Consider the following 21,586-nt stretch of genomic DNA (forward strand, 5'->3'; position numbering starts at 1 on the left):
ACACAAATTAAGGAAAAAGAAAAGCTAGTAGAAGAATTTTTCATCCTACTTTCTTGTCACGTCGTGTCGAGCGGTCGATATCATAAAAAAAAGGTGAATAACCGACTCGTTATTCACCACTTACTCTCATTACAGCAACACAGAATCCTTATCACTCTCTTGATTACGTCGCTCGCGCTCTTCCTCTAAACGCTTCATATATACTTCGCCTTCTTTTTCAATAAACTCATTATCCATCTCTTGCTCTTTTTTTGAAGTATATAAAACCATGTAGCCACTTACGACAATCCCGATAATAACAAGATAAACCCACCATGGTAAAGTTTCCAATTGATTTCCTTCCTTTCCTAAGACAAGCCTTGTTAGTTTCACTGTATGAGAGGAAGGACAAGATTATGACTCTTTTCCATACATTCTTTTTCACATCATAAAAGCAGTACCCCTTAAGAGTACTGCTTCTAGTTTTATCTTATTCTATCGATGAATCCAAACTGCACCTGCAGACTTGTCTTCAGCCTGGCCTACTACTTCAAACTTTAAGCCTAGTTTCGGTAATTTACGTCCTGCATCTGGAATGATACTGTTGATGTACTGCTTAGAATCATCAAATTTCGCAACGCCTGGTAATCCTTTATAGTCAAAGATTCCGCGAGTTGGTGAATCTGCTTTCCATGCTGGCGTTTGATCAAATGAGAATGCCGCATCGGCAATTTGATAACGCGTACTGCTCTTCACAGTCGGTTGTCCATTTAATGTACCTACGATTGCCTCTGGATGAGAATCTACTACACCTAGGAATCCTTCACCTGGATGAACGCCTACCCAGTTATCTGTAAAGCTTTGATCTGCGTACCATACAACCATTCCTGTATTAAATACTGGACCACGCGCATATTTTAATGCTTGGTCAGAACCAGCGTAATTTCTCCACTCTACATAGTAGTTATGTTTTTTCTGTTCAAATCCATCAGATACAGTAAATCCTTTTAACGTCATTGCTGGTTGACCTTCAGCATCATCAGAGAAAACAACTTTGCCATCTACAGTTAACGCTGCATTATCTAACGCAAATCCTTTATAAGCTACTGCGATATCTGTTAAATATTCAAACTGTAGTTTTACTTTTTTCCCTTTGAATTGGCTTAAATCGTATGATTTATCAACCCACTTACCATCAGTTGTATCCATACCGCCTTTTACATCATTTTCTCCCATTCTATCAATACGTGTCTTCGTTCCATCTTCTGCAATAGCGTACACGTCAAGGAAATCATACTTCGCTTCAAGCTCATAGAATGCCTTATAATCAAACTTAGCATTCGCTGCATTTGTTAAATCAAATACTGGTGTCTCAAGTGTTGTACGCATGTCATTTCCTTTTGTACTGTAATAAAACTTCTTACCAAATGCCGCTTCAATATTTTTAATATTTTTGTCCGGTAAGTTAACACGAACAATTCCTGGTCGTTTTGACTTTGTAACACTTTGATCGATATATGTTGCAGCGCCAATGCCGTTGCGAAGTTTATCGTAATCTACTTCTAAAATATTCGCCCAGTTTCCGCCCATATTCTTTTGGAAAAACTCTTTATTTTGTGGTGACAAGCTCGTTGGCTCTGTTCCTGCAATTTTTCCAGCCCAGCTGCCTCCGCTCATAATAGACCATGACTCAACAGGTTCACCTTGTCCTGTATACTTTGTGTCATACTCATCTGGTAAACCTAAATCATGACCGTACTCATGCGCAAACACACCAACCGCTCCATCTTCAGGTTCGATTGTATAATCGTATGCAGCCATCTTTCCGCCCCAATTCGGAACAGAAGCTTGTGTGCCATCAATTGCATATGGTTTTGATCCAAGTTTTGAACGGTGAGACCAAATTGCATCATCTTTCAATTTACCGCCGCCAGCTTCTTGTCCTACACCCGCATGAACAACCATTAAATGATCAATAATGCCGTCTGGCTCATTTTTATTTCCGTCACCATCTTGATCGTACTGATCAAATTGGTCAAAATCAGCCAAGTTAATTCCTTTTGCTACTGCTGCTTTTAATGCTTCCTTCACAAAATCACGTGGTCCTAAAGGTCCTTTATTATCATGACCAGTACCAGCATCTGAACCGTAATCGGAAGCTTTCCCTGGAACAGTTAGCCATTCCGTTACAGTTCCATCAACTGTGTAGCTACCACCAGATTGTTCTTCATAATATTGTTTAAATGTGTTAATCTTCGATCCATCAAATAACGTAAATGGCTCATCACCAAATAACATTTTTTGATAATGCTCACGATCAAAGTCTTTAGAATACATATATCCTGGCGCTTGATCAATATTATTATGTTTAAAATCACTAAACTCCGCGAGTAAAACAAGCACTTTATCTGTTCGAACAGCACCGTTATATCCTTCTTGCTTCGCTGGTGCAGTCGGAACTTTTCCATTTAACTTACCAGGGGTAAATCCAGATGCTTGTCCAGCTACTGTTCCTTCAGCCGGTTTATCTGCTTGTTCCTTTTCTTGCATCTTTGCATCTTTTACTTTTTTCATAAAATCAGATGCTTCTTGCGTCAAACTATCTCCAGGAACAATCTCTTTCCCAGGGTTTTCCCCTTTCTTTTTCTCAACATACTTTTCAACAGCCTTTGATGTCTCAGCTTGTGATGCAGATTTATCAATAACGCCTCGTTCTTTTAACGCTTCTGCTAAACGTTCCTCTGGTATTAAATGTTCATCGATTGGTAGAGATGATGATGGCGTTTCAGCATATGCAGATTGCCCCCCAAATGCAAAAGTACTGCTTAATACTGCCGCTGTTGCTAATACTGATAAAGGTTTTCTCTTCCCATTGTTTTTCAATGTACTTCCTCCCCATGTTTGCAAATTATCTGTTTTTTTTGCCAATAACAATATAATATTCGTATTATGACGAATATTCAATATTTTTCAACAAATAAAATGTTGAGAAATATTTTTTTATGCAGGATGAAACACATAAGACAGCAAAACAAAAAGGTTCTGCCCTAAATAGCAGAACCTTCGTTCGAATCATCTTCTTAAGAAAGAAGAAACGGGTTTATAATTAAAAAATTCTATTGGTAGATACAGCATGCTTTTCAAAAAAAGCTTGGACATATTTCATAAACTCTTCCGGCTCTTGACGAAACGGAGCATGATACCCTTTTTCAATCATATGGAATGTACTATTTTTCAATAGTTGATGATAAGTTTCACCATTTTTCCATGAAACGCTTTTATCATTTCTGCCCCAAATAATTAAGGTTGGCACCTTGATTTCATTCGCATCCATCGCAATGCGGCGCTCTCTCATTTTCGTCAATTCACTATAATGCTCTTTATCATCTCTTCTATTTTTCACCGCATTTTTATCATAATCCGTAATGGTAGATACCGTATTTACATCAACCGATAAATTCGGCTTTTGGAAACCTTCTTTTTGCTGGAAGGATTCTATTCCTGTCGAGTCCGCTAAAATAAGGTGCGTAATCGCTTCAGGATATAAATACGTCAAATTAAGAGAAATCTCTCCTCCCATGGAATGACCGAGAACAGCGAACTTATCGTAGCCTAATTTTTTCATTAACTTATAATATAAATTTGCTTGTGCTGGAAATGAATACTGAAAATCCACCGGCTTAGAAGAACGACCAAATCCTAAAATATCAACCGCAATGATCGTATGATCTTTCGCTAATCCTGGATAAATATCACCAAATCCATCAGAAGAACCACCAAAGCCATGAAGCATAAGCAGCGGCGGGTTTCCTTCACCAATTTGTTTAAAATATATCGTTTGTCCATCAATTTCCGCCATCTTTTCTTCTGTGTTCAGTCTTGTTACCATTGTATCCTTTACTTCCTGTACCTTCGCTGTAGGCCTTTCCACAACGTTACAAACCACTAATAATACAAGTGCAAGACCACTAATTATATAGAACTTTAATTGTTTCAAGTTAACTGTCTCCTTTCTATTGCTGTGAATCAAGAACGAATACACTTAAAATAAGCTTTTACATTTTGTACGTATTTTATAGCTACCACAGTTGTAACAAATTAGGTTACAACTATAGTAAAAAAATATGCTTTCTCTCTAAATAAGAATGCACTGGAATATTTCTTGATTACCTTTATACTATTCAACTCACCTGTAATTATTTTAGTTACAAATAAAAAGTAAGTCAATTCTTTTCAGAGAAATTTATATTCCTTTTACTCTACTAAAAGCTTGAAATGATTCTATTTATCTCTTACGTCTGTATCTTCCCTAATAAATTCTAATATTTCTCCATTAGGTTTAATTTTCACACCTGTCAAATACCCTAAATAAGCAGCACCTGTATCTATATTCCATGTATTACTTTCAATGTCATAATACGGATTTTTGCAAGGTGTGTGTCCTATAATTTGCAATTTATTAATATTCTTTAACGGACTGCGATTCCATAAAACGCCATACTCATCTTCCTCTATGAATGGATTTTCTGATTGTTTGGAAATTCCTGCGTGACTTAGAAACAGGTGTTCATTTTCCCAATATAGCGGAAGATTTCTAAACCATCTAACATCATTCATATAATCTCTATTCACTTTCCTGTATTGATCCAGTGTCTCTTCCCCACACTGTCTTAGCCAATTGTTATTCGGTGGATTATCAAAATGACTAATTATTTCAAACTCATGATTCCCCTTTAAAAATTTGACTTGACTAGGAAAATCAGCACTTAATTGTATTGCAAATTGGGCCATTTGAGGTGAGTTTTTTCCTCTATCAATTAAATCACCTAATTGGAAAACCATTTCATTCTCTTTATCCCAATATTTATTGAGCAAATTCTTAAATGTATAATAACACCCATGGACATCGCCTATAATAAAATAATTCATAGGGTACAGAATCCTCCTTATTTTAAATGAAAACGTTTATCCCTCTTTAACTAACTTACCCCTCTAGTGAAATTAGGGCAAGACATACATCCTCATTTTAATAAAGGGAATCTTTAATCAGTAGGGTTTTCTTCATCCTTCACCTTACTTCTTTTCTTTTGCTGAATTTTGAAGCGGGGATTTTATATACGTAAATAGCGGAAGAAAACAGCTATTTGGAATCACTATAAATCTATGTTTGTGATTTTTTGTAAAAAAGGGAATGAATTATTTATAATAAAATAAAAAACTTATTTGAATAAAAGGAGAAATTTAAATGAGAAACATTTGGGATACATCTAGTAAAAAACTAGAAGATTTAACAGATGAAATGGTTGTTTCCGCTGAAAATAAGCTAGGCGTAAAGTTACCGAAATCATATATTGACTTATGTAAAATACAAAACGGAGGGTATTTAATTTATGATGCTTATCCTACTTCTGTTCCAACAGGTTGGGCAGAAGACCATGTTAGCGTTAACTACATAAATGGGATTGGAGAAAAAGGAATTCTATCAAGCGCTTATTACATTGAAGAGTGGGAATTACCAAAAGATATTCTGCTTTTATGTGGAGACGGACATTGGTGGATTGCGCTGGATTATAGACACACAAAAGAAAATCCACCAATCCTATACATCGATTTAGAATGGGAAGAAGATATTTTCATTTTAGAATTAGCTCCTGATTTTGAAACACTAATTAACGGCCTATTCGTTTATGAATATGAGGAGAATTGATGATTGAAAGATTCACAATATCAATCGTGTTATTTGAATGGAACTCTCATGATAATAAGTGCCTTTTTATTTCAAGGATAAGTAGGTGTTCATATGAAACTATACTTTAAGGATATTGAATTAGGTGATATTACAGAAGTATCCACAGACACACCGTGGATGTATGGGACGATTCACTTAAATGAAAATAGTAAGCCATTTCATGAATATTTTCACGGGATGGTTGATGAAGACAATGAATTCGATTTTGAAGTCGCAGATTCAGAATTTTTGGCGGAAAGTAATTGGTCTATTTTAGATGAAAATGAAGGTAAATATTTAGGGATCGATATACCGGCTATTTACATAGAAGATACAACGATCGCATGGCGCTGGAGATAAATTGACCGATGCCAAAAGATACTATCTATCCTAAAATAGATTAAAAAAAGAGTTTTTTATATGTGGAAAAACTTGATTTTAGAAATTGAAAACATACTGAAAAGCGTTGGTTATAAGCTGAATACACCCGCTCTAGATACTGAGGTTCAGAGATTAAGAGAACGTGTGATACCTTCAATCCCCCTTAACAAAGAAATAAGGAGTGTTTAAAGCAATGGGAAGATATCCACTGATTGCAATAATGAAAGAGTATGAGGATAAAGAAAATGTAATTTACAGTTTTGGTCCAAATACTGAATCTTGTATGTTATATCCAGATCTTTATAGTAGATGGAATTTTAAAGTTTTAAAGAATGAAACTAACCCTAATGAAGCATTTGTTTGTCTAGATGATATGCCGAAAAAACATATTTCCTTGTTGTATAAATGTATTCACAAAATATATGTTCACGTAAGAGAAAATGGTGGTATGGAAAATATGGATCAGATAGATTTCCCGGAATACCTTGAGTTTATTGTATAAGCTTTATAAAGTGAAACCTTAATCAGCGGCGGACTTAAGCCCTTACCTAACTTCTTTACTTTCACTGAACTTTGAGATGGGGGTCTTACTGTCCGTTAATGCTGGATAAGATAAGGTGGTTTTTAATCAGTTTATGGATCCATTTTCAGTTGCGGATTTTCGTTTGAGGCAAGATATCTATGAATATGGCTCAAACTTAGATGGTATAGACGATGAAAAAAACAAATAAAAGAAGAACGCCTATTAGTGAGGGTAAACGTTCTTCTGTTTTTGCTGGAAATTCAATTAAATTTCTTTTGGTGCTGGGAAGTCTGCGTGACTATTATCAGGTGCTCCAACATTGTATGCTAAGTCAGGGTTTGCAGGTGCCGGTACATCCCCATGATTAGCTTGCTGTGTAAATGAACTATTTAAACCAACAGATACGATACCAGCTAACGCTAAACCTGTTACCACCACACGAATTTTTTTAAACATTATTTTAATGCCCCTTTCTCAAACGTTTTTTCTTTTGCCTGTAATGCTGTGTAGAAGTACTCACTTGCTTTTACATGATTGTTTTCACCGTAAAATTTAACTGCTAGTTTTTCTGTATATTCTTGAGTGTAATTATATAGTGATTCTTTGTCGAAATAATTAATTCCTTCAAGAATAATCTTTTCTAATTCTTCTGTTGGAACATTATTATTTAGTGCTTTTAAAATAGTAAAGTGATGTATATATTCTTCATTATTCAATTCAGTACAAATGTTTAACCCATTTGTAAGTAATTCCTCAGCAATATTTATTTCACCTAGTTTATGATGTTCTCTAGCTTGTAGAAAAATCGCTTTAAAATGTGTCGGCATTTTTGTTGTAACTTCAGATAGATGACGAATTGCCAGTGCTGAAAGATTTTGACTTGCATACAACCAACCTAGATTATTACGTACTCTTAAAAGTAACGATTCTTCATTTTGTTTTTGTAAAATATTAATTGCCGAATTATACTTTTCTTCTGCTTGTTCGTATTGGCGAAGTTGCACACACGCTGCTCCTAGAACACTTTCACATGAAGCAATGTTCTTTTCATACCCTTTATGTTTAACAAGAATTTCTTTTGCTTTATTTACATATTGAATAGCTTCAATAGGTTTATAGAAATGTTGCTTAAAAATAGCAATCCTATAATAAAATTCAGCATATTCCAACTCATCATGTATATGTTTTAACAATTTCTCAGCTTTCTCATAATATTCACTAGCCTCATTATAGTTCGTTGTTAATGTGGCATGTATCGCTTTGAAAAAGTGATAGTAATACGAAAGAACCTCGTCAGAAGCTGTGTTACATGATTCAATTACATCAAAACTATTTTTTGTAATGCTTAAACTATCAGTTAACACCTTATATCTAAAATCTAGTAAAGAATAATATAACAATAGATTTTGATCTTCTTCGGCATTAACAATCTTCTCATCAATTTCTTCTTTCAATTCTGTCGCTTTCTCCACTTGCTGCTTCAGCATCGATTGATACCAAGCGTCTAATGAATGCTTAATCTGTTCTTTCGTTACTACATGTGCACTCATAGAATTTCTCCCCTCATTTCTTTCTGTAATTATCTAAATATTAACACTTTTCCACAAATTGTATATAATTTCTTTTCTGCATAAGTTGAGAAATAATTTTCAGATTTTTACCAGTACAATTACGAATTGAGTGAAAGAAAGGGTATTTAAATCTTATATTGAATTTATAAAGATATAAAATTATAGAGGTCATATACGGATGGTACTACAAAGAGTAAGTCTAATAACAATTGGTGCTTTTAACTTACCTGTTCTTCGGGCATTTTATAAAAGTCTAGGGTGGGAAGAGACCGAAATCAGTTCAGATACTTATGCGGCATTTAAAACGGCAGGTGTTATTCTTTCTATATTTCCTATTGAGGAATTAGCAAGAGATGCTGGTGTTTCCATTACTCAAGACGTAAACAGCTTTCGTGGTGTAACGTTTGCTATCAATGTAGATAAGCCTGAACAAGTTGATACAACAATTGAGGAAATTCGAAATGTAGGCGGAAAAATTTTAAGGGAACCAAGCGATGCTTTTTGGGGAGGAAGAACGGCTTATTTTGCCGATCCAGAAAACAATCTTTGGGAAGTAGCATGGAATCCTGATTCTATCTTTGATGACAGAGGAGCTATGCTTTCTTTCTAGATATTATTTGGATAAACGTAGACTATTAAAGTACCTTACCAACTAGTACTTTCAAACAAGGTAAAAAAGGACTAACAAAAAATGACAGTAGGATTTTCTGGAGATGTATTTTTCTATGAGGCAGGACACCCTGACTTTTTACACAGCTTTTTCTCAACAATGTCATACAGGTGGGAGTCCTCTCGAAAGATATGATAGAGGAAACAGCCGTAAACCAATTTGCCCACGAGTTTTTAAAATCTCGTGGGCAAATTGTAGGCAAGCAATGTTAGAAGTTTGCTAAAATCACTTGCCTCATAAGTACTATTTAGTTGTGAAAAGTAGGTTTATAAAACGAACGATTATCAAGGGCAAAGACACGCTCTGTGTATTCACCTGGTTTCGTGCGGCCAAGGGCACGATCCATCATGTTCATCTTCGCATCTAAATTATCGATGTAATGCAGGATTTCTGCTTCTTTTACTAATGGCGGTTTTGGGCTACCCCATTCGGCTTTTCCGTGATGAGATAAGACGATATGTTGAAGAATTAGTACTTCTTCGCCTTCAATTTTCAGTTCATCTGCGGCTTTTCCAATTTCGTTTACCATAATGGAAATGTGACCTAGTAGGTTTCCTTCTAGTGTATATGTTGTTGAAATCGGACCAGATAATTCAATGACTTTACCAAGGTCGTGTAAAATAACGCCTGCATATAGTAAATCTTTATCTAAAGATGGATATAGCGTAGAAATTGCTTTCGCTAAATCAAGCATCGACACAACGTGATACGCAAGTCCTGATACGAACTCGTGATGATTTTTCGTTGCTGCTGGATATTCTAAAAATTCATTTTGATGTTTATTCAATAAGTGTCTTGTCAGACGCTGAATGTTCGAATTTCTCATTTCAAATATGTACTGTGTAATCTTTTCTACCATATCTTCTTTTTTCACTGGAGCTTTTTCTACAAAATCTGAGATATCTGTTATTTCATTCGCATTTGCAACGCGGATTTGCTTCACACGAAGTTGAATGCGCCCTTTATAGTTTTGAATATCTCCAGCTACTTTTACAATCGTTTCGGCTACATATTGCTTCTCTACTTCTGGTGATACATCCCATAGCTTCGCTTCAATATCCCCGCTTTGGTCTTGTAAGATTACTGTTAAAAATGGCTTCCCATTACTTGCGATACCTTTTGTTGCTGTTTTAATTAGCAAAAAGACATCGACTTGTTCACCAACTTCATATTCTGCAATTTTCTTTTTCATCCTGATTCCTCCACCAACTTAAGTACTTTTAGTATAGCACACTACACCTTATTTTCTTTACGTTCATGTGTTAATTTTATAATCTGTTTTTCTGTAAAGAATGATAATAGATGGGCATGACATGTAAAGAAAATCACTTGTCTATCCTTCGCAATTTCTTTTATTAATTGGATTGTTCGTTCTGTTCTTATTGCATCAAAATGTACAAAGCTATCATCAATAATAAATGGATAATCATGTTCAAACGTCCGGGCTAGTGCAAATCTTAGTGACAAATACAGTTGCTCCGCTGTCGCCTGACTTAGTTCATGACTATAAAAACGCATACCATCACTTCGTTCTACAATAAACGGCTCACTTTCTGATGGCGAAAAAATCTTACTATACTTCTCACCTGTTAAGTATACAAAATACTCCTCGGCCTTTTGTAGAATACGGGGCAGCTGTACTTCATGATAATATTGCTTTGTTTTTGTTAACACCGTTTTAGCAGTCGCGTATGCAGCCCACTTTTTCACTTGCTCACGTACATGCGATTTTTTCATTTCCCATTCATGTAATAAGTCACCGTACGTACTACCTTCTTCTAAATTCGCAATCTCCACGCGATGCTCCGCAATACTCTCGGTCAATTTCTTCTCTTCTGAAAGGAAGCCTTGTATACGAAGTTCTTCTTGATTTAAGTTTTCTTCATATCCTTTCACTTGGTAGTGTTCCACTAATGATAAGCTTGTTAAACGCTTTTCTAACATATCAATTTGAGGTGATAGCCGCTCTACTTGCTTCTCTGCCTCCTCAAGCTTTTCTGCTCTCTTACCAAGCTCTAAAAACATTTCTTCATTAGTAACTGCTGCCATTTCTAAGAGCGCATCTCGTTCTACTGTAAGTTGTTTTACTTGGTGCTGCAGTACTTCCCGCTCTTCTTTCCAATCAGCAAGCTTTCCTACAAGTTGCTCCTTCTTTTGCCCTTTTTCTTTTTCCTTTTGAATGCGATCACGAATCATATGAAGATGATCACATTCTGTATTTCTCATAACGTTCTCTAGTTTATGTTCAAACTGCGAAATCATTTCATATAATATCTCTTTTCGCTCCGCCATCTTTCCTACTTCGCGATATAACTGTTGCATCTTTTCCACACGTTCAAATGCTGATAATACATGCGCATATGTATAAAAACTTGGGAACGAATAACGCGCATTATATGTATCGACTTGCTCTCCCACATGAAACGTATCTCGCTCCCATTCTTCATATGCAGAAACCACTCTTTCATAGGTTCTTTCAATTTGTTGTAACTTATAAGACTCTCGCTCAAATAATTTACGTATTTCTTCATCTTTTTCTACTTGATAACGAATAGATAGTGCCTCTTCATTTTGCCTTCCACCTGCACTTTGCTGCAGCGAGAGCAGTTCTTCTTGTAAGCTATCTGAAGAATTATCTTTATACAAAACAAGTGCAAGTACAATTAAGACAAAAAAGATAACACTCGTAAATAACAACGCACGATTATCTAGAAATACACTTGTCAGCAATATCACTGTATTAACAGCTAACAAAAGGAAACAAATCGTCTGCCAACGCTTTTTCTTTTCCCGCGCGGTTTTCATTCTTTCTTCATATTTACGCTTAATGCGCTCCGCACCAGTACCTATCAAGACTGTATCTTGAAACGACTTTTCTTTTTCTACAAGGTTCTGCCGCTCTTCATCCGATAACATCTGCTTCCGAATATGCCCTACGTTTTCTTCCTGTTCTTCTAATTGCTCCTGCGCCACTTTAAAGCGCTCATCAAGCTGCTCTTTCCGATTATCTAACTCTCTCGCCTTTTGCACCGTTTGCGTTATCATTTCTTTTGCCGCAAGGCTTGTATCAAATGACAGTACCTTTTCTTTTTCAAAAGTAGTACCAATTTGCTGCTCGAGCTCTTCTATCTCTTCTTTCATATTCCCGATGCTTACTGTAATATCGCGCATTTCTTGGCGCGCATTTTCATATGACATATGCTGCATACGAAGTTCTTCTACATAACTATCTTTTTGCAACAGTTCTTCTTGTACTTCTATCCCATCCAATTCCGATTGCACCATTTCCATCCGTTTCTGGATTGAATCAAGTTGCACCAAAAGCGGCTCCAGTTTTGCTTTTATCGTTTCATAACGTTCTACACCTCGAACTGGAAACGGATTCTTCTGCTCTTCTAGCGCTTTTTCATACGCTTGTTTTTCAATGACAAGAGGTTGTAGCGTGGCCAACACTTCATAGTCTTGCTTACGTTTCTCTGCCATCTCTTTTTCATCCCGAATGTGAGCAAGACGCCCTTCACTTTCTTTTAACTGCCCCATTAGCTTTTCATACGTACCAATTTTCCCTTGCCACGCCCCAAGCTTTTCTTGCAGTTTCTTTATTTCTTGAAGCGACACATTAATCTCCGGCTTACGGCCATTCGGCTTAAAACGCTGCTCCATTTCTTTTTCTAGCTTTTTATCTAACTGCAAGAGCGCATCACTTCCAACTGCACTCGCCGAAAACAAATAATTTCCGATTTCAGCTTCTCCAACATGATGAATATTTTGGAGACCATGCATATCAAACGAAAAGACAGAATCAAACAGGTTCTCATTCATCCCGCTTAGCAGAGTCTGCAGTACTTCTTCACCAGCTGTTTTTCCATCTTCAAAGTAAACCGTCACTTCTCCAGCAGCCGTTTTCGGAAGACGCTCGATTTTGAGTCTTCCATACTGCTCCGTCATAACGGTCACCCTACCGCCGTACTTCCCGCCTTCTTTCAGTTCGTAGCGTCTTTGCCCTCTCATTGGAAAACCAAATAAAATACTCTTCATAAACGAACGAATCGTCGATTTTCCCGCTTCATTTTCACCGTACAACACCGTCAGCAATGAAAGATCCATTTCCACATTTTCTAATTTCCCATAGCCATAAATATGGAGTTTCTCAATTCTCATTTTTTATCCCTCTCTTGCTGGAATAATTGCTCTAATATAATATTTTCCGCTTCCTTTTGAATCTCTGCTTTCTCCTCTTCTGAAAAAGACTCAATCACATTACGCGCGACAGGAGATGTCCAAATCGTTCGCAGCACCGCATCCATATTCGTAAAGGATTCTAGTTCTTGCAATACACTACCAACAAAATGATTTTCCTCTTTTAAACGCTCGGTTTCAGCAAATGAAATCGTCTCATTCTTCCACTTCATTACATATACAAAATCTCTACGCTCTTCTCCCGCTGCCAAAATATGAAAAATCTCTTCCACACGTTTTTCATCACGTAAATAAGAAGCTAGAGGGCCTTGGCCAGTAAACACAGCTGTCAGAAGAGTTCCCTCCTCTTCTTTACGCCATTCGTTCAGCGCTTTTGAACAAGCCGTCATAAGGTCATCAACTGTCTGTAGTTCATCGATACTAATTTCCATTTCTCCCCAAACTACATCTGCCGTACTAAAGAAAGAACAATTCGCCTTTCGCTCTGTAATCTCAACAAGATACGCTCCCTTTTCTCCCGTTTCCTTCCGGTGGCGCCCTTGTATATTACCTGGATAAATGATATATGGCTCCTCTGCTAAAATCTCGCGTTTATGTATATGACCAAGAGCCCAATAATCAAACCCTTTCTCCTTCAGCTCACGAATTTGAAACGGCGCATAGCGATTATGCTCTGCATCGCCACCTTCCACACTTCCGTGAAGCATCCCAATATGAAAAGGCGCATCGCTCATTTTTTCATACTGCGCTGTCATATTATCCGTGACAGCTTGTTGTAAATAACTAAACCCATAAATAGATGCAAGCAGTTCACCATCTTTATAAAACGGCTTCGCTTCTACATATGGCTCTGTAAACACATGAACATTCTCAGGAAACTCAATTGCCGCCCAGCTTCCTCCTAAATGATCATGGTTACCATGAATGATATAAACAGGAATGTCATACTGCGAAAGGCGCTTCATTTGCTCTCTCACAAACACTTGCGCTCTAAGACTTCTCGTTTCCGCATCATATAAATCTCCCGCAATCAGCATGAAATCAACGCGCTCTTGAATCGCTTTATCGATAATACGTTCAAATGACTGAAACGTACTTTGCTTCATTCTCTCCCAAACAGATGACGACACATTCATTTCCATTCCTTTAAACGGACTATCCAAATGTAAATCTGCCGCATGTATAAACTTTACTTCTTTCACAATGTAACGTCCTTTCTCCGTGATACTCAGTCTTATTTTAGCACGATATATCACAGATTTCTTTTGTATAATTGTTCGTTTTACAGTTGAATAGCTTTAACATTCTGATTGTTTATTCTAGAGGGGATTTTCATGGTTATATACAAGAACCATTTTCGAAAAAGATGGCTCAAAGTACTAGCTAGATCATTTGAGGCTATGATTAAAACGAAAGTAAATTCAAAAGGTAAAACAAACAAGCTGGTTTCCACCAGGTCACCTTCACTAATTTTATGTAAAGATGACCTGATAATGAGAGGATTTAGTCGGCTGGGGGAGTTACTTTCCAAGGATTTTCTTTGCAAGTGTTTGGTGGGAAATCGACTGGTAAATCATCTGGTGCATTCCCATAACTACAACCGCAATTGTTTTTAGAAGATTGCACTTTATCTGGAGTTATATTCCATTGTGTTATACTATCTTGTTTATCTTTTGTATATGAACGGTATCTTGCTTTTTTATGCAGAAAGTGTTTCTCTTTTATTTTAATCACCTCTTCTTTTTTGTTTTAATTTAATCTTTTTACTAACAATCAGGAAGATCACTAATTGAATTATAAGCATCATTAATTTGTTTTTGGGTTAATTGAGTGGATACATTGTTTATTAATGGAACGTGCATAATATTATCTTCAGCATCAACATGTTCTAGACCAAAAACATGTCCTAGTTCATGCGCAAGGATTAGTGGGCTATTAGAAAGTACATTATCTCTAGGATTTGCAATAAGAATGCTTGGACTATAAATGTTAGGACTCCAAATAGGGGCGCATCCTTGTACTATGGTACCGTTATCAAGTGTTATTGGTCCATTTATATAGAATACAGCAATATCTACTTCATTTGGTTCTGGCCATGGTCCTGTACCATAAGGTCTGCTATCTAAATCAGCTTGGAAGTTTTCAGGGAGATCTTCAAACACAGTAAATTCACAAGGGAAAGTTTGATCAGGAAGAACTACTGGACCATCTACTGGTACTCTTACAATTCTACTGCTGTCCGCAGGATCTCGAAAACGATATCTTATATCAATACCAGCCCCTACTTTCCAAATCCGATTTACCCAGCGTACATGTTCTCTAAACTGAGCATCTGTTATAGTTGACCCAGGTGCAATATAAAAGTCGATTACAACACAAGGCATTTCATCATCTCTATATATAGAATAGGTTGTACAAATGGTGTACTACTATTAATAGATGCAGCTTGTCCATTTTAGGTAACGGCACTTGCGTATATTCGTACATTATCAGTAAATAATTGATTTAAAAATTTTGGGTAGGCTCCTATCTCTAAAAATCAATTTATATAACGGATATATCATATGAAAACACATGAGAAAATTACATTTTACTAAAGAGAAAAAGAGATTTTACTGTTTTGCTAGTGGGGAATTTATGTATCATTATGATGTTGTTCACCCAACTGAACGGTTTACGATTTACGCTTGATCCCTGCACATTGTATGGGGATTTTTTCATAAAGAAAAGGCACTCAATGAGTGCCTTCCTTCAGTTCTTTAGTTCACCAATTGTTTTTCTGTAGGGTTTCAACATGATTAATGAAAAAATATAGAGCAGATCTATAATAAAATAATAGCACTATGTTACCTGATGTTTTCATGCAATTTTACATATGGGGTGTTTTTTACCCATCCCCCTCCTTTCTCTTCAAAAATAAAGTAAATACAAAAGCCCTTCTACTTATTACCGATCATGTCACATATTTCTTTGCATATTCTAAAGATTTATGACAAAATAGTTATAAGATTCTGATTTTAATCTTTGGAGGGAATTTTCATGGGAGTATATATTCTAACAGTCTTTGAAAAAGATGGTTCCAAAATGCTAGACGAATCATTCGAGGCGACAACAGAAGCAGAAGCGAAATCAAAAGGGACATCCATTTTACAAGAAAAAGGATTGCATGAAAAAACACATCGCTGCACATCTTCAGCAGGAAAACTCGTTTTATTCCAGCGCTAAAAAAAGAAGCGTCATCCGCTTCTTTTTCATTCTATTTCTTCATCACACCACGTAAATACCACATCTAGAATCCGATTACCAATACGCACGCGTCTATTCCACTTTCCAGTTTGAATTTGGCGCTGCAGTTCATCTTTCATCTTTTCTGTCCAGTCGTGAATGGTCCCATTCCCGTCGTACGGATATATGCTAGGAAACTCTTCCTGCAGAAGACTCAGGCTTTCCGCATCCAAATGAAAATGGAAATAGTAGTTCGCCGTAAGCGATGGTTCCTGCAATTTTAAAAACGGATCGTCAATTTGCTTTCTATTTCGGTAGAAAGTAAATATATTCACCTTTCCGCTCGTAATTTGGTCAATTTGAATTTCGTGCTTCTCTATAATCACGTCGCGCCCACCTCGTTATATACTACCTTTAGTATATATGTCTTTTGCATCAAAGTTAACCATTTTCACACGAAATTCATTTCCTTCATCTACATCCTGAACCTCCAAAATCAGAATAAATTACAAAAACAAATTTGAAGGGGAGCGATTACATGTATTTCGGTAGCAAAGGTTGGTACGTAAAAGAACTAAAAAAATTAGGTATCCGTACTTATGAAGGTAAAAAACTAGAATCTTATCGTACGCATGTTTTGGCTAGTTTGCTTGAGAGAATGAAGAGAGAGTCAGCTTAATACAAAGAAAGAAGCAACGTTTTATGGCGTTGCTTCTTTTCTCTTTTTTTGTTCAATTAGCCGTCTACTCTCATATTTAAAAATTGAACAAGTTGATCATTTAAATAACTTGTACTATACGAAAAATCATTTTGATACCACTCAATAATTATGCCAATTATCGCATTCGCTTGATAAGAAGAATAAAGCGAATGATTAACTCCTTCTTTAAGCAAAGCTTCTTGATCTTGAAGTAACAATTTCTTTATTTCCTCGAACAGTAAATAGTAGTACATTAATGGAACCTTTTTGGAAAAAATAATTCTGTAAAATGATTTGTATTTTTCGATATGATGAAAAATCCGAATGGTAGAAGGATCTAAGTTACTAGTTCTCAATACTGATACATGGCGATAAGGTTCTTGATAAGAACATGCCAAATCTGCTGTAATTTCCTTAAAATATTCCTCAAATAAATCTTCTATTTGTGTATAATGCAAGTAAAATGTGCCACGATTTATTTTTGCTTTTCTACAAATTTCCGAGATTGAGATGACTTCTAGACTTTTTTCGTTTAATAATTCTAACAATGCATTATGTAACGCCTCTTTTGTTTTCACAATACGCATATCTGTACGCATCATTTTTTCACCTCTTATTAAACACATCTCTTACTATGTGTTAATTATTGAACAGTTATCGTTATTTTGCTCATTGTAAGCGTTCTTTTATATGATTATAATTTTTATTGAACAACTGTTCAATAAAAAGACAAAGGGGGCCGTTTCAGATGAGATTAAAAGGAAAAGTAGCAATTGTCACTGGTGCTGCATCAGGCATGGGGAAAGCTATTGCAGAAGGTTATGCAAAAGAAGGAGCAAAGGTCGTTGTATCAGACTTAAACTTAGAAGGGGCTCAACATGTAGTACAGGGAATTAAGGCTATAGGTGCAGAAGCCATTGCTGTTCAAACAAACGTGACTTCCGATGAGGATCTACAACGTCTTTTTGATGAAACAAAACAAACTTATGGAAAATTAGATATTCTTGTTAATAATGCCGGCATTATGGATGGAATGGAACCTGTTGGTGAAATTTTAGACGAACGCTGGGAGAAGGTTTTCTCTGTTAATACGGTATCTGTCATGAAAGCAATGCGGATTGCAGTAAATCTATTCTTAGAACAAGGACACGGCACAATCGTCAATAATATTTCCGCTGGCGGATTATACGGTGCACGTGCTGGTGCTGCTTACACAGCATCTAAACATGCAGTCGTTGGCCTAACAAAAAACACTGCCTTCATGTATGCGGACAAAAACATTCGTTGTAACGGAATCGCTCCTGGAGCAGTCATGACAAACATTGCTTCTTCAATGACTCATTTGAGCGAATTTGGTATGAGCCGCCAATCATTAGGTATGGCAATTAATCCACGCGTTGGACAACCAGAAGAAGTTGCACAACTAGCTATCTTCTTAGGCTTAGACGAGGCTAGCTTCGTAAACGGACAAGTCATTGCTGTAGACGGTGGCTGGACTTCATATTAATGTTCATGAACACCTATTATATTCACCTTTCCGCTCGTAATTTGTTCCATTTGAATCTCGTGCTTAAGCTAGAATCATATCGTACGCATGTATTGGCAAGTTTGCTTGAAAAAGCAAAGAGACAATCTGCTTAATACATGAAAAGAAGCAATGTTTTTTGACGTTGCTTCTTTTCTTCCAGTCAATTACATAACAAATAGAACTTTTCTAATTGATTAGCTATCGTTTCATACGAATACTTAAAACTTATACCTTATACGAAGAGAGGAACTATGCAATCTCCAATCATTTTGTGTGAATCACACTATTCTACTCTCAGGGCCCTTTTCTTATCATGCCGTTTTTATTTCAACAAGGAAATCATAATTTTCTCTAACTCAGTCTCATTTAAAACATCATCAATGATTACAACTTGATAAGCACCGTCCTTTCCTTTTGCAGGAACAATCATCTTCATCCCCTTTACATTGCTTCTTCTGCTGTTTAGCCGGTACATCTGTACGTGCATTTAATAAAGATAAAAACGATAAACGGATATAAAAAAATGGCTTCGATACAATATCGAAACCATCTTTTAAACATCTCTTTATAAAATTATCTATTCTATAGAGATAGTTTATTCATTTATCTAATATGTATTTTATATACGTACAGCCGTACCACTTACAGCAACCATTAACATTCCGTCACGAACAACCTCATAGTCTACATCAACGCCAACAATTGCATTTGCTCCTTTTTGCTTCGCAAGTTGTTTCATTTCTTCAATCGCAATATCACGAGCTTCTTTTAATTTACTTTCATATGCGCCAGCGCGGCCACCGACAACATCACGAACAGAAGCAAATAAATCACGTACAATATTTGCGCCCATAATCGCTTCACCATTTACAATATCCACATACTCAATAATTTCTTTACCTTGAATTCCAGAAGTTGTTGTTACAATCATTACTGACACTCTCCTATAATTTATAAAAATGTATTTGCGTTTCTTATACCTGTATTATTACATGAAAAAAATAAATAAACTATTTACTAACCTTACAAAAAGGTGACACTTTTGTAAGAATTATAAGCAAAAAGAACAGCGTCACTTTCGCGGACTCTGTTCTTTTTATTTTTCCTATTAAACGCTCTCTCTACTTTTCCTAATTTCAATTATGTATAAACTATAAAGGAGCACCCCTAGCCCTAGAATTTTTTCATTCTTAGACGCATTGGGACCTAGTGTAATAGTAGGTACGTTTAACCCCATAAACCTTTCACTCCATTCTATAGGCATATACCCTTGCTTACCGATTGCTAATGTACGTCCATCTGTTGTACGGAGAGTTGTTTGAATAAAATCAACCTCAACTTTTACATCAGATAACTTCGTTTCTTTATCCGTCATCAAAGAGCCACGTATCGAGCCAAAACTTTGTATCATTTTCTCTTTAAACATACCAAGCTGGTTATAATTCGAATCATAGATTACCCAATCATATCCGTCAGCTCCAGTATGAAAATATGCAAGAATTTCCCCGCTACTCGTTTCTAATCCATAAACATCTTTATTTCTCAAAAAAGGTATCACTGAAAAAAGAATGTTAGATGAAATGATCTTTGTTCCAGCAACATATCCCCCATCTGGATGATATAGGCCAAATTGTTTATTCTGTTTAGGCAATTCTAATACGACAAACGTATCGACATCCCAAAACGTTACATTACTTTTCACCGTATTCTTTTGTATCAAGTTTCCTTTTCGTAATTGCCAAAATCCAATTCCGAAAAAAACAGAAGAAACAAGAACAATAAAGATAATGTGTCCCCAATTCACAAATCCCCAAGTCCCGTATACACACCATAGCGCAAACAGAAAAATACCTGTTCCAATAAGAAGTTTAAACTTCCCTTTCCGCTTATAATAATCAAATAGTTCCATTTCTACATCCCTACCCCTTATTTGTATGTCTTAACTATTAATCTATCAAAAATAGATGAGATTCCCTAGAAAAAAATGGATCCGATTTAATATCGAATCCATCTTTAAATATATAATTTTAAGCGCTCTCATTAAAACCGTTCATTCATTGGGTTTATTAAAAGGTAAGTTCTTTCTATGTTTGGATTTAAGCCATTACATAAGTGGTGTTAAAGCCGTGCATAGGACGAAAAAAGGGCAACTCATTTTATCGGATAAGCCTGTCCAGAACCACAAAACCCCAAGACAGAGAAAAGGAATTTTCACTGTCTTGGGGTTTTATCATTTTAAAGGAGCTTTTTGGGAAGCTCTGTTTAATCAATTTTCTCTACCACATCTAGGCGAATTATTTTCAAATCGTCTGTTTTAATTGCAAATGTTGAAGTAGATGATGCTTTAACTTTTGCCATGTGTAAATGTATTTGTTATTTATTATTCACGTACGTATCAAACCATAAATGGATATATCCAGCTGTAATACGTTGCGCTTCGATTAAGCGTTTTCCCGTTACCGGCGTTACCTCAGCACGCCACTTATCAGCAGAGTCTTGTGATACAGCAGCTTTTAGGAACCAATTTTTCGTATTACTATTAACAATTGATGGGAAATCAGCTTTTGCAGCAGTAGCTGAAGCATGAACCCACTCTTCTGGATTTACACTTTTCCAATTCCAATAACCATTTCCATCTGTTACCCTATAATTGTCTTTCACCGTATCAACGAAGTTTTCATATTTTGAATGGAAGCCAAATGGATGCGAAATGTTAGTAAAGTTTGCTGCATGCATAGGTTGATTAACATCCCCTAAATAATGAAGTGATAATCCTAAATAGAAGAATGCATTTTTCAGATCTTTATTTTGATAAGCTTCACCAGCTAATTTAAAATATTTCGCTCCTGTTTGCTTTGCCTGTTTAGCAAATGGAATATACGTTTTTCCTGAATCAGGATCATAGAAGTGTGAAGCAAATGTAGAATTATCATAGTATGGGTTTTCATAATCCGCAGAGTAAATACCTTTCTCTAGATCTGTACGCCATTCATTTAATAGAGCTGTCTCATTTTGCTTCACAACAGTCGTATTTTGGTACATAATATCAATGGCTCTGTTTACAATCCATAAATGAGAACT

Annotated in this window: 23 protein-coding genes and 2 pseudogenes; 9 read left to right on the top strand and 16 right to left on the bottom strand. The window is 36.1% G+C overall.

Annotation, left to right across the window (positions count from 1 at the left end; genetic code table 11):
• Nucleotides 1-129 precede the first annotated feature (129 nt).
• The 4 genes from CN288_RS05880 to CN288_RS05895 all read right to left on the bottom strand — a co-directional run bounded on the left by CN288_RS05880 (nucleotide 130) and on the right by CN288_RS05895 (nucleotide 4,908).
• Nucleotides 130-330, bottom strand: a complete 201-nt coding sequence (locus CN288_RS05880; RefSeq protein ID WP_026590583.1) for a sporulation YhaL family protein — start codon at nucleotides 328-330, stop codon at nucleotides 130-132.
• A 144-nt stretch (nucleotides 331-474) separates the two neighbouring features.
• Complete coding sequence (locus CN288_RS05885; RefSeq protein WP_098301943.1) at nucleotides 475-2,862, bottom strand: immune inhibitor A domain-containing protein; 2,388 nt, start codon at nucleotides 2,860-2,862, stop codon at nucleotides 475-477.
• A 223-nt stretch (nucleotides 2,863-3,085) separates the two neighbouring features.
• Nucleotides 3,086-3,976, bottom strand: a complete 891-nt coding sequence (locus CN288_RS05890) for an alpha/beta fold hydrolase (protein ID WP_098301944.1) — start codon at nucleotides 3,974-3,976, stop codon at nucleotides 3,086-3,088.
• 284 nt (nucleotides 3,977-4,260) lie between these two features.
• Nucleotides 4,261-4,908 carry a metallophosphoesterase family protein gene (locus CN288_RS05895; protein ID WP_098301945.1) on the bottom strand — a complete coding sequence of 216 codons (648 nt, stop codon included), beginning with the start codon at nucleotides 4,906-4,908 and terminating at the stop codon, nucleotides 4,261-4,263.
• Nucleotides 4,909-5,224: 316 nt separating this feature from the next.
• On the opposite strand from CN288_RS05895, the gene CN288_RS05900 reads away from it, so the two are divergent.
• The 5 genes and pseudogenes from CN288_RS05900 to CN288_RS29455 form a co-directional block, all read left to right on the top strand.
• Nucleotides 5,225-5,686: an SMI1/KNR4 family protein gene (locus CN288_RS05900; protein WP_098301946.1), complete on the top strand. Its 462-nt coding sequence runs from the start codon at nucleotides 5,225-5,227 to the stop codon at nucleotides 5,684-5,686.
• Between the two features lie 93 nt (nucleotides 5,687-5,779).
• Nucleotides 5,780-6,067, top strand: a complete 288-nt coding sequence (locus tag CN288_RS05905) for a hypothetical protein (RefSeq protein ID WP_026590588.1) — start codon at nucleotides 5,780-5,782, stop codon at nucleotides 6,065-6,067.
• 60 nt (nucleotides 6,068-6,127) lie between these two features.
• Nucleotides 6,128-6,229, top strand: a pseudogene (locus tag CN288_RS05910) (YrhA family protein); the annotation flags it as partial.
• Nucleotides 6,230-6,281: 52 nt separating this feature from the next.
• The gene (locus tag CN288_RS05915; protein ID WP_098301947.1) at nucleotides 6,282-6,590 is read left to right on the top strand and encodes a hypothetical protein; all 309 of its coding nucleotides are present in this window, start codon (nucleotides 6,282-6,284) and stop codon (nucleotides 6,588-6,590) included.
• A gap of 112 nt (nucleotides 6,591-6,702) precedes the next feature.
• A pseudogene (locus CN288_RS29455) lies at nucleotides 6,703-6,819 on the top strand (SMI1/KNR4 family protein); the annotation flags it as partial.
• 56 nt (nucleotides 6,820-6,875) lie between these two features.
• Here the strand turns inward: CN288_RS29455 and CN288_RS05925 are convergent.
• Nucleotides 6,876-7,067, bottom strand: a complete 192-nt coding sequence (locus tag CN288_RS05925; protein ID WP_098301948.1) for a Phr family secreted Rap phosphatase inhibitor — start codon at nucleotides 7,065-7,067, stop codon at nucleotides 6,876-6,878.
• The gene (locus CN288_RS05930; protein WP_098301949.1) at nucleotides 7,067-8,161 is read right to left on the bottom strand and encodes a response regulator aspartate phosphatase; all 1,095 of its coding nucleotides are present in this window, start codon (nucleotides 8,159-8,161) and stop codon (nucleotides 7,067-7,069) included. The genes CN288_RS05925 and CN288_RS05930 overlap by 1 nt, the downstream gene beginning before the upstream one ends.
• Before the next feature lie 199 nt (nucleotides 8,162-8,360).
• Between CN288_RS05930 and CN288_RS05935 the strand changes: the two genes are divergently transcribed.
• Nucleotides 8,361-8,792: a VOC family protein gene (locus CN288_RS05935; RefSeq protein WP_090691576.1), complete on the top strand. Its 432-nt coding sequence runs from the start codon at nucleotides 8,361-8,363 to the stop codon at nucleotides 8,790-8,792.
• Between the two features lie 307 nt (nucleotides 8,793-9,099).
• Here CN288_RS05935 and yhaM read toward each other — a convergent pair whose 3' ends face one another.
• The 5 genes from yhaM to CN288_RS05960 form a co-directional block, all read right to left on the bottom strand.
• On the bottom strand, nucleotides 9,100-10,044 hold the full coding sequence (gene yhaM, locus CN288_RS05940) for a 3'-5' exoribonuclease YhaM (RefSeq protein WP_026590593.1): 945 nt from the start codon (nucleotides 10,042-10,044) through the stop codon (nucleotides 9,100-9,102).
• Nucleotides 10,045-10,085: 41 nt separating this feature from the next.
• Nucleotides 10,086-13,013 carry an ATP-binding protein gene (locus CN288_RS05945; protein WP_098301950.1) on the bottom strand — a complete coding sequence of 976 codons (2,928 nt, stop codon included), beginning with the start codon at nucleotides 13,011-13,013 and terminating at the stop codon, nucleotides 10,086-10,088.
• The gene (locus tag CN288_RS05950; protein WP_098301951.1) at nucleotides 13,010-14,254 is read right to left on the bottom strand and encodes a metallophosphoesterase family protein; all 1,245 of its coding nucleotides are present in this window, start codon (nucleotides 14,252-14,254) and stop codon (nucleotides 13,010-13,012) included. The genes CN288_RS05945 and CN288_RS05950 overlap by 4 nt, the downstream gene beginning before the upstream one ends.
• 301 nt (nucleotides 14,255-14,555) lie before the next feature.
• Nucleotides 14,556-14,786 carry a hypothetical protein gene (locus tag CN288_RS05955; protein WP_090691570.1) on the bottom strand — a complete coding sequence of 77 codons (231 nt, stop codon included), beginning with the start codon at nucleotides 14,784-14,786 and terminating at the stop codon, nucleotides 14,556-14,558.
• 32 nt (nucleotides 14,787-14,818) lie between these two features.
• On the bottom strand, nucleotides 14,819-15,436 hold the full coding sequence (locus CN288_RS05960; protein ID WP_090691566.1) for a matrixin family metalloprotease: 618 nt from the start codon (nucleotides 15,434-15,436) through the stop codon (nucleotides 14,819-14,821).
• A 655-nt stretch (nucleotides 15,437-16,091) separates the two neighbouring features.
• Between CN288_RS05960 and CN288_RS05965 the strand changes: the two genes are divergently transcribed.
• The gene (locus CN288_RS05965; protein ID WP_090691563.1) at nucleotides 16,092-16,277 is read left to right on the top strand and encodes a YhzD family protein; all 186 of its coding nucleotides are present in this window, start codon (nucleotides 16,092-16,094) and stop codon (nucleotides 16,275-16,277) included.
• Between the two features lie 26 nt (nucleotides 16,278-16,303).
• Here CN288_RS05965 and CN288_RS05970 read toward each other — a convergent pair whose 3' ends face one another.
• On the bottom strand, nucleotides 16,304-16,663 hold the full coding sequence (locus CN288_RS05970) for a hypothetical protein (protein ID WP_026590604.1): 360 nt from the start codon (nucleotides 16,661-16,663) through the stop codon (nucleotides 16,304-16,306).
• A gap of 152 nt (nucleotides 16,664-16,815) precedes the next feature.
• Here CN288_RS05970 and CN288_RS05975 point away from each other — a divergent pair, with 152 nt between their 5' ends.
• Nucleotides 16,816-16,956 (top strand): YflJ family protein, encoded by a 141-nt coding sequence (locus CN288_RS05975; RefSeq protein WP_003195687.1) that lies wholly within the window; start codon nucleotides 16,816-16,818, stop codon nucleotides 16,954-16,956.
• A gap of 56 nt (nucleotides 16,957-17,012) precedes the next feature.
• On the opposite strand, the gene CN288_RS05980 is transcribed toward CN288_RS05975, so the two are convergent.
• Nucleotides 17,013-17,579: a TetR/AcrR family transcriptional regulator gene (locus tag CN288_RS05980; protein ID WP_090691558.1), complete on the bottom strand. Its 567-nt coding sequence runs from the start codon at nucleotides 17,577-17,579 to the stop codon at nucleotides 17,013-17,015.
• Between the two features lie 146 nt (nucleotides 17,580-17,725).
• Here CN288_RS05980 and CN288_RS05985 point away from each other — a divergent pair, with 146 nt between their 5' ends.
• A complete protein-coding gene (locus CN288_RS05985) occupies nucleotides 17,726-18,484 on the top strand; it encodes an SDR family oxidoreductase (RefSeq protein ID WP_098301952.1) in 759 nt (252 codons plus the stop codon).
• A 640-nt stretch (nucleotides 18,485-19,124) separates the two neighbouring features.
• Here the strand turns inward: CN288_RS05985 and CN288_RS05995 are convergent.
• The 3 genes from CN288_RS05995 to CN288_RS06010 form a co-directional block, all read right to left on the bottom strand.
• Complete coding sequence (locus CN288_RS05995; protein ID WP_026590607.1) at nucleotides 19,125-19,436, bottom strand: heavy metal-binding domain-containing protein; 312 nt, start codon at nucleotides 19,434-19,436, stop codon at nucleotides 19,125-19,127.
• 177 nt (nucleotides 19,437-19,613) lie between these two features.
• The gene (locus CN288_RS28190; protein WP_139265544.1) at nucleotides 19,614-20,414 is read right to left on the bottom strand and encodes an ABC transporter ATP-binding protein; all 801 of its coding nucleotides are present in this window, start codon (nucleotides 20,412-20,414) and stop codon (nucleotides 19,614-19,616) included.
• 464 nt (nucleotides 20,415-20,878) lie between these two features.
• Nucleotides 20,879-21,586, bottom strand: a 708-nt coding sequence (locus CN288_RS06010) for a phospholipase C (protein ID WP_098301955.1), incomplete at its 5' end; no start/stop codon positions are given.

It is taken from the genome of Bacillus sp. AFS023182, from assembly GCF_002560575.1.
Taxonomy (GTDB): Bacteria; Bacillota; Bacilli; order Bacillales; family Bacillaceae_G; genus Bacillus_A; species Bacillus_A arachidis.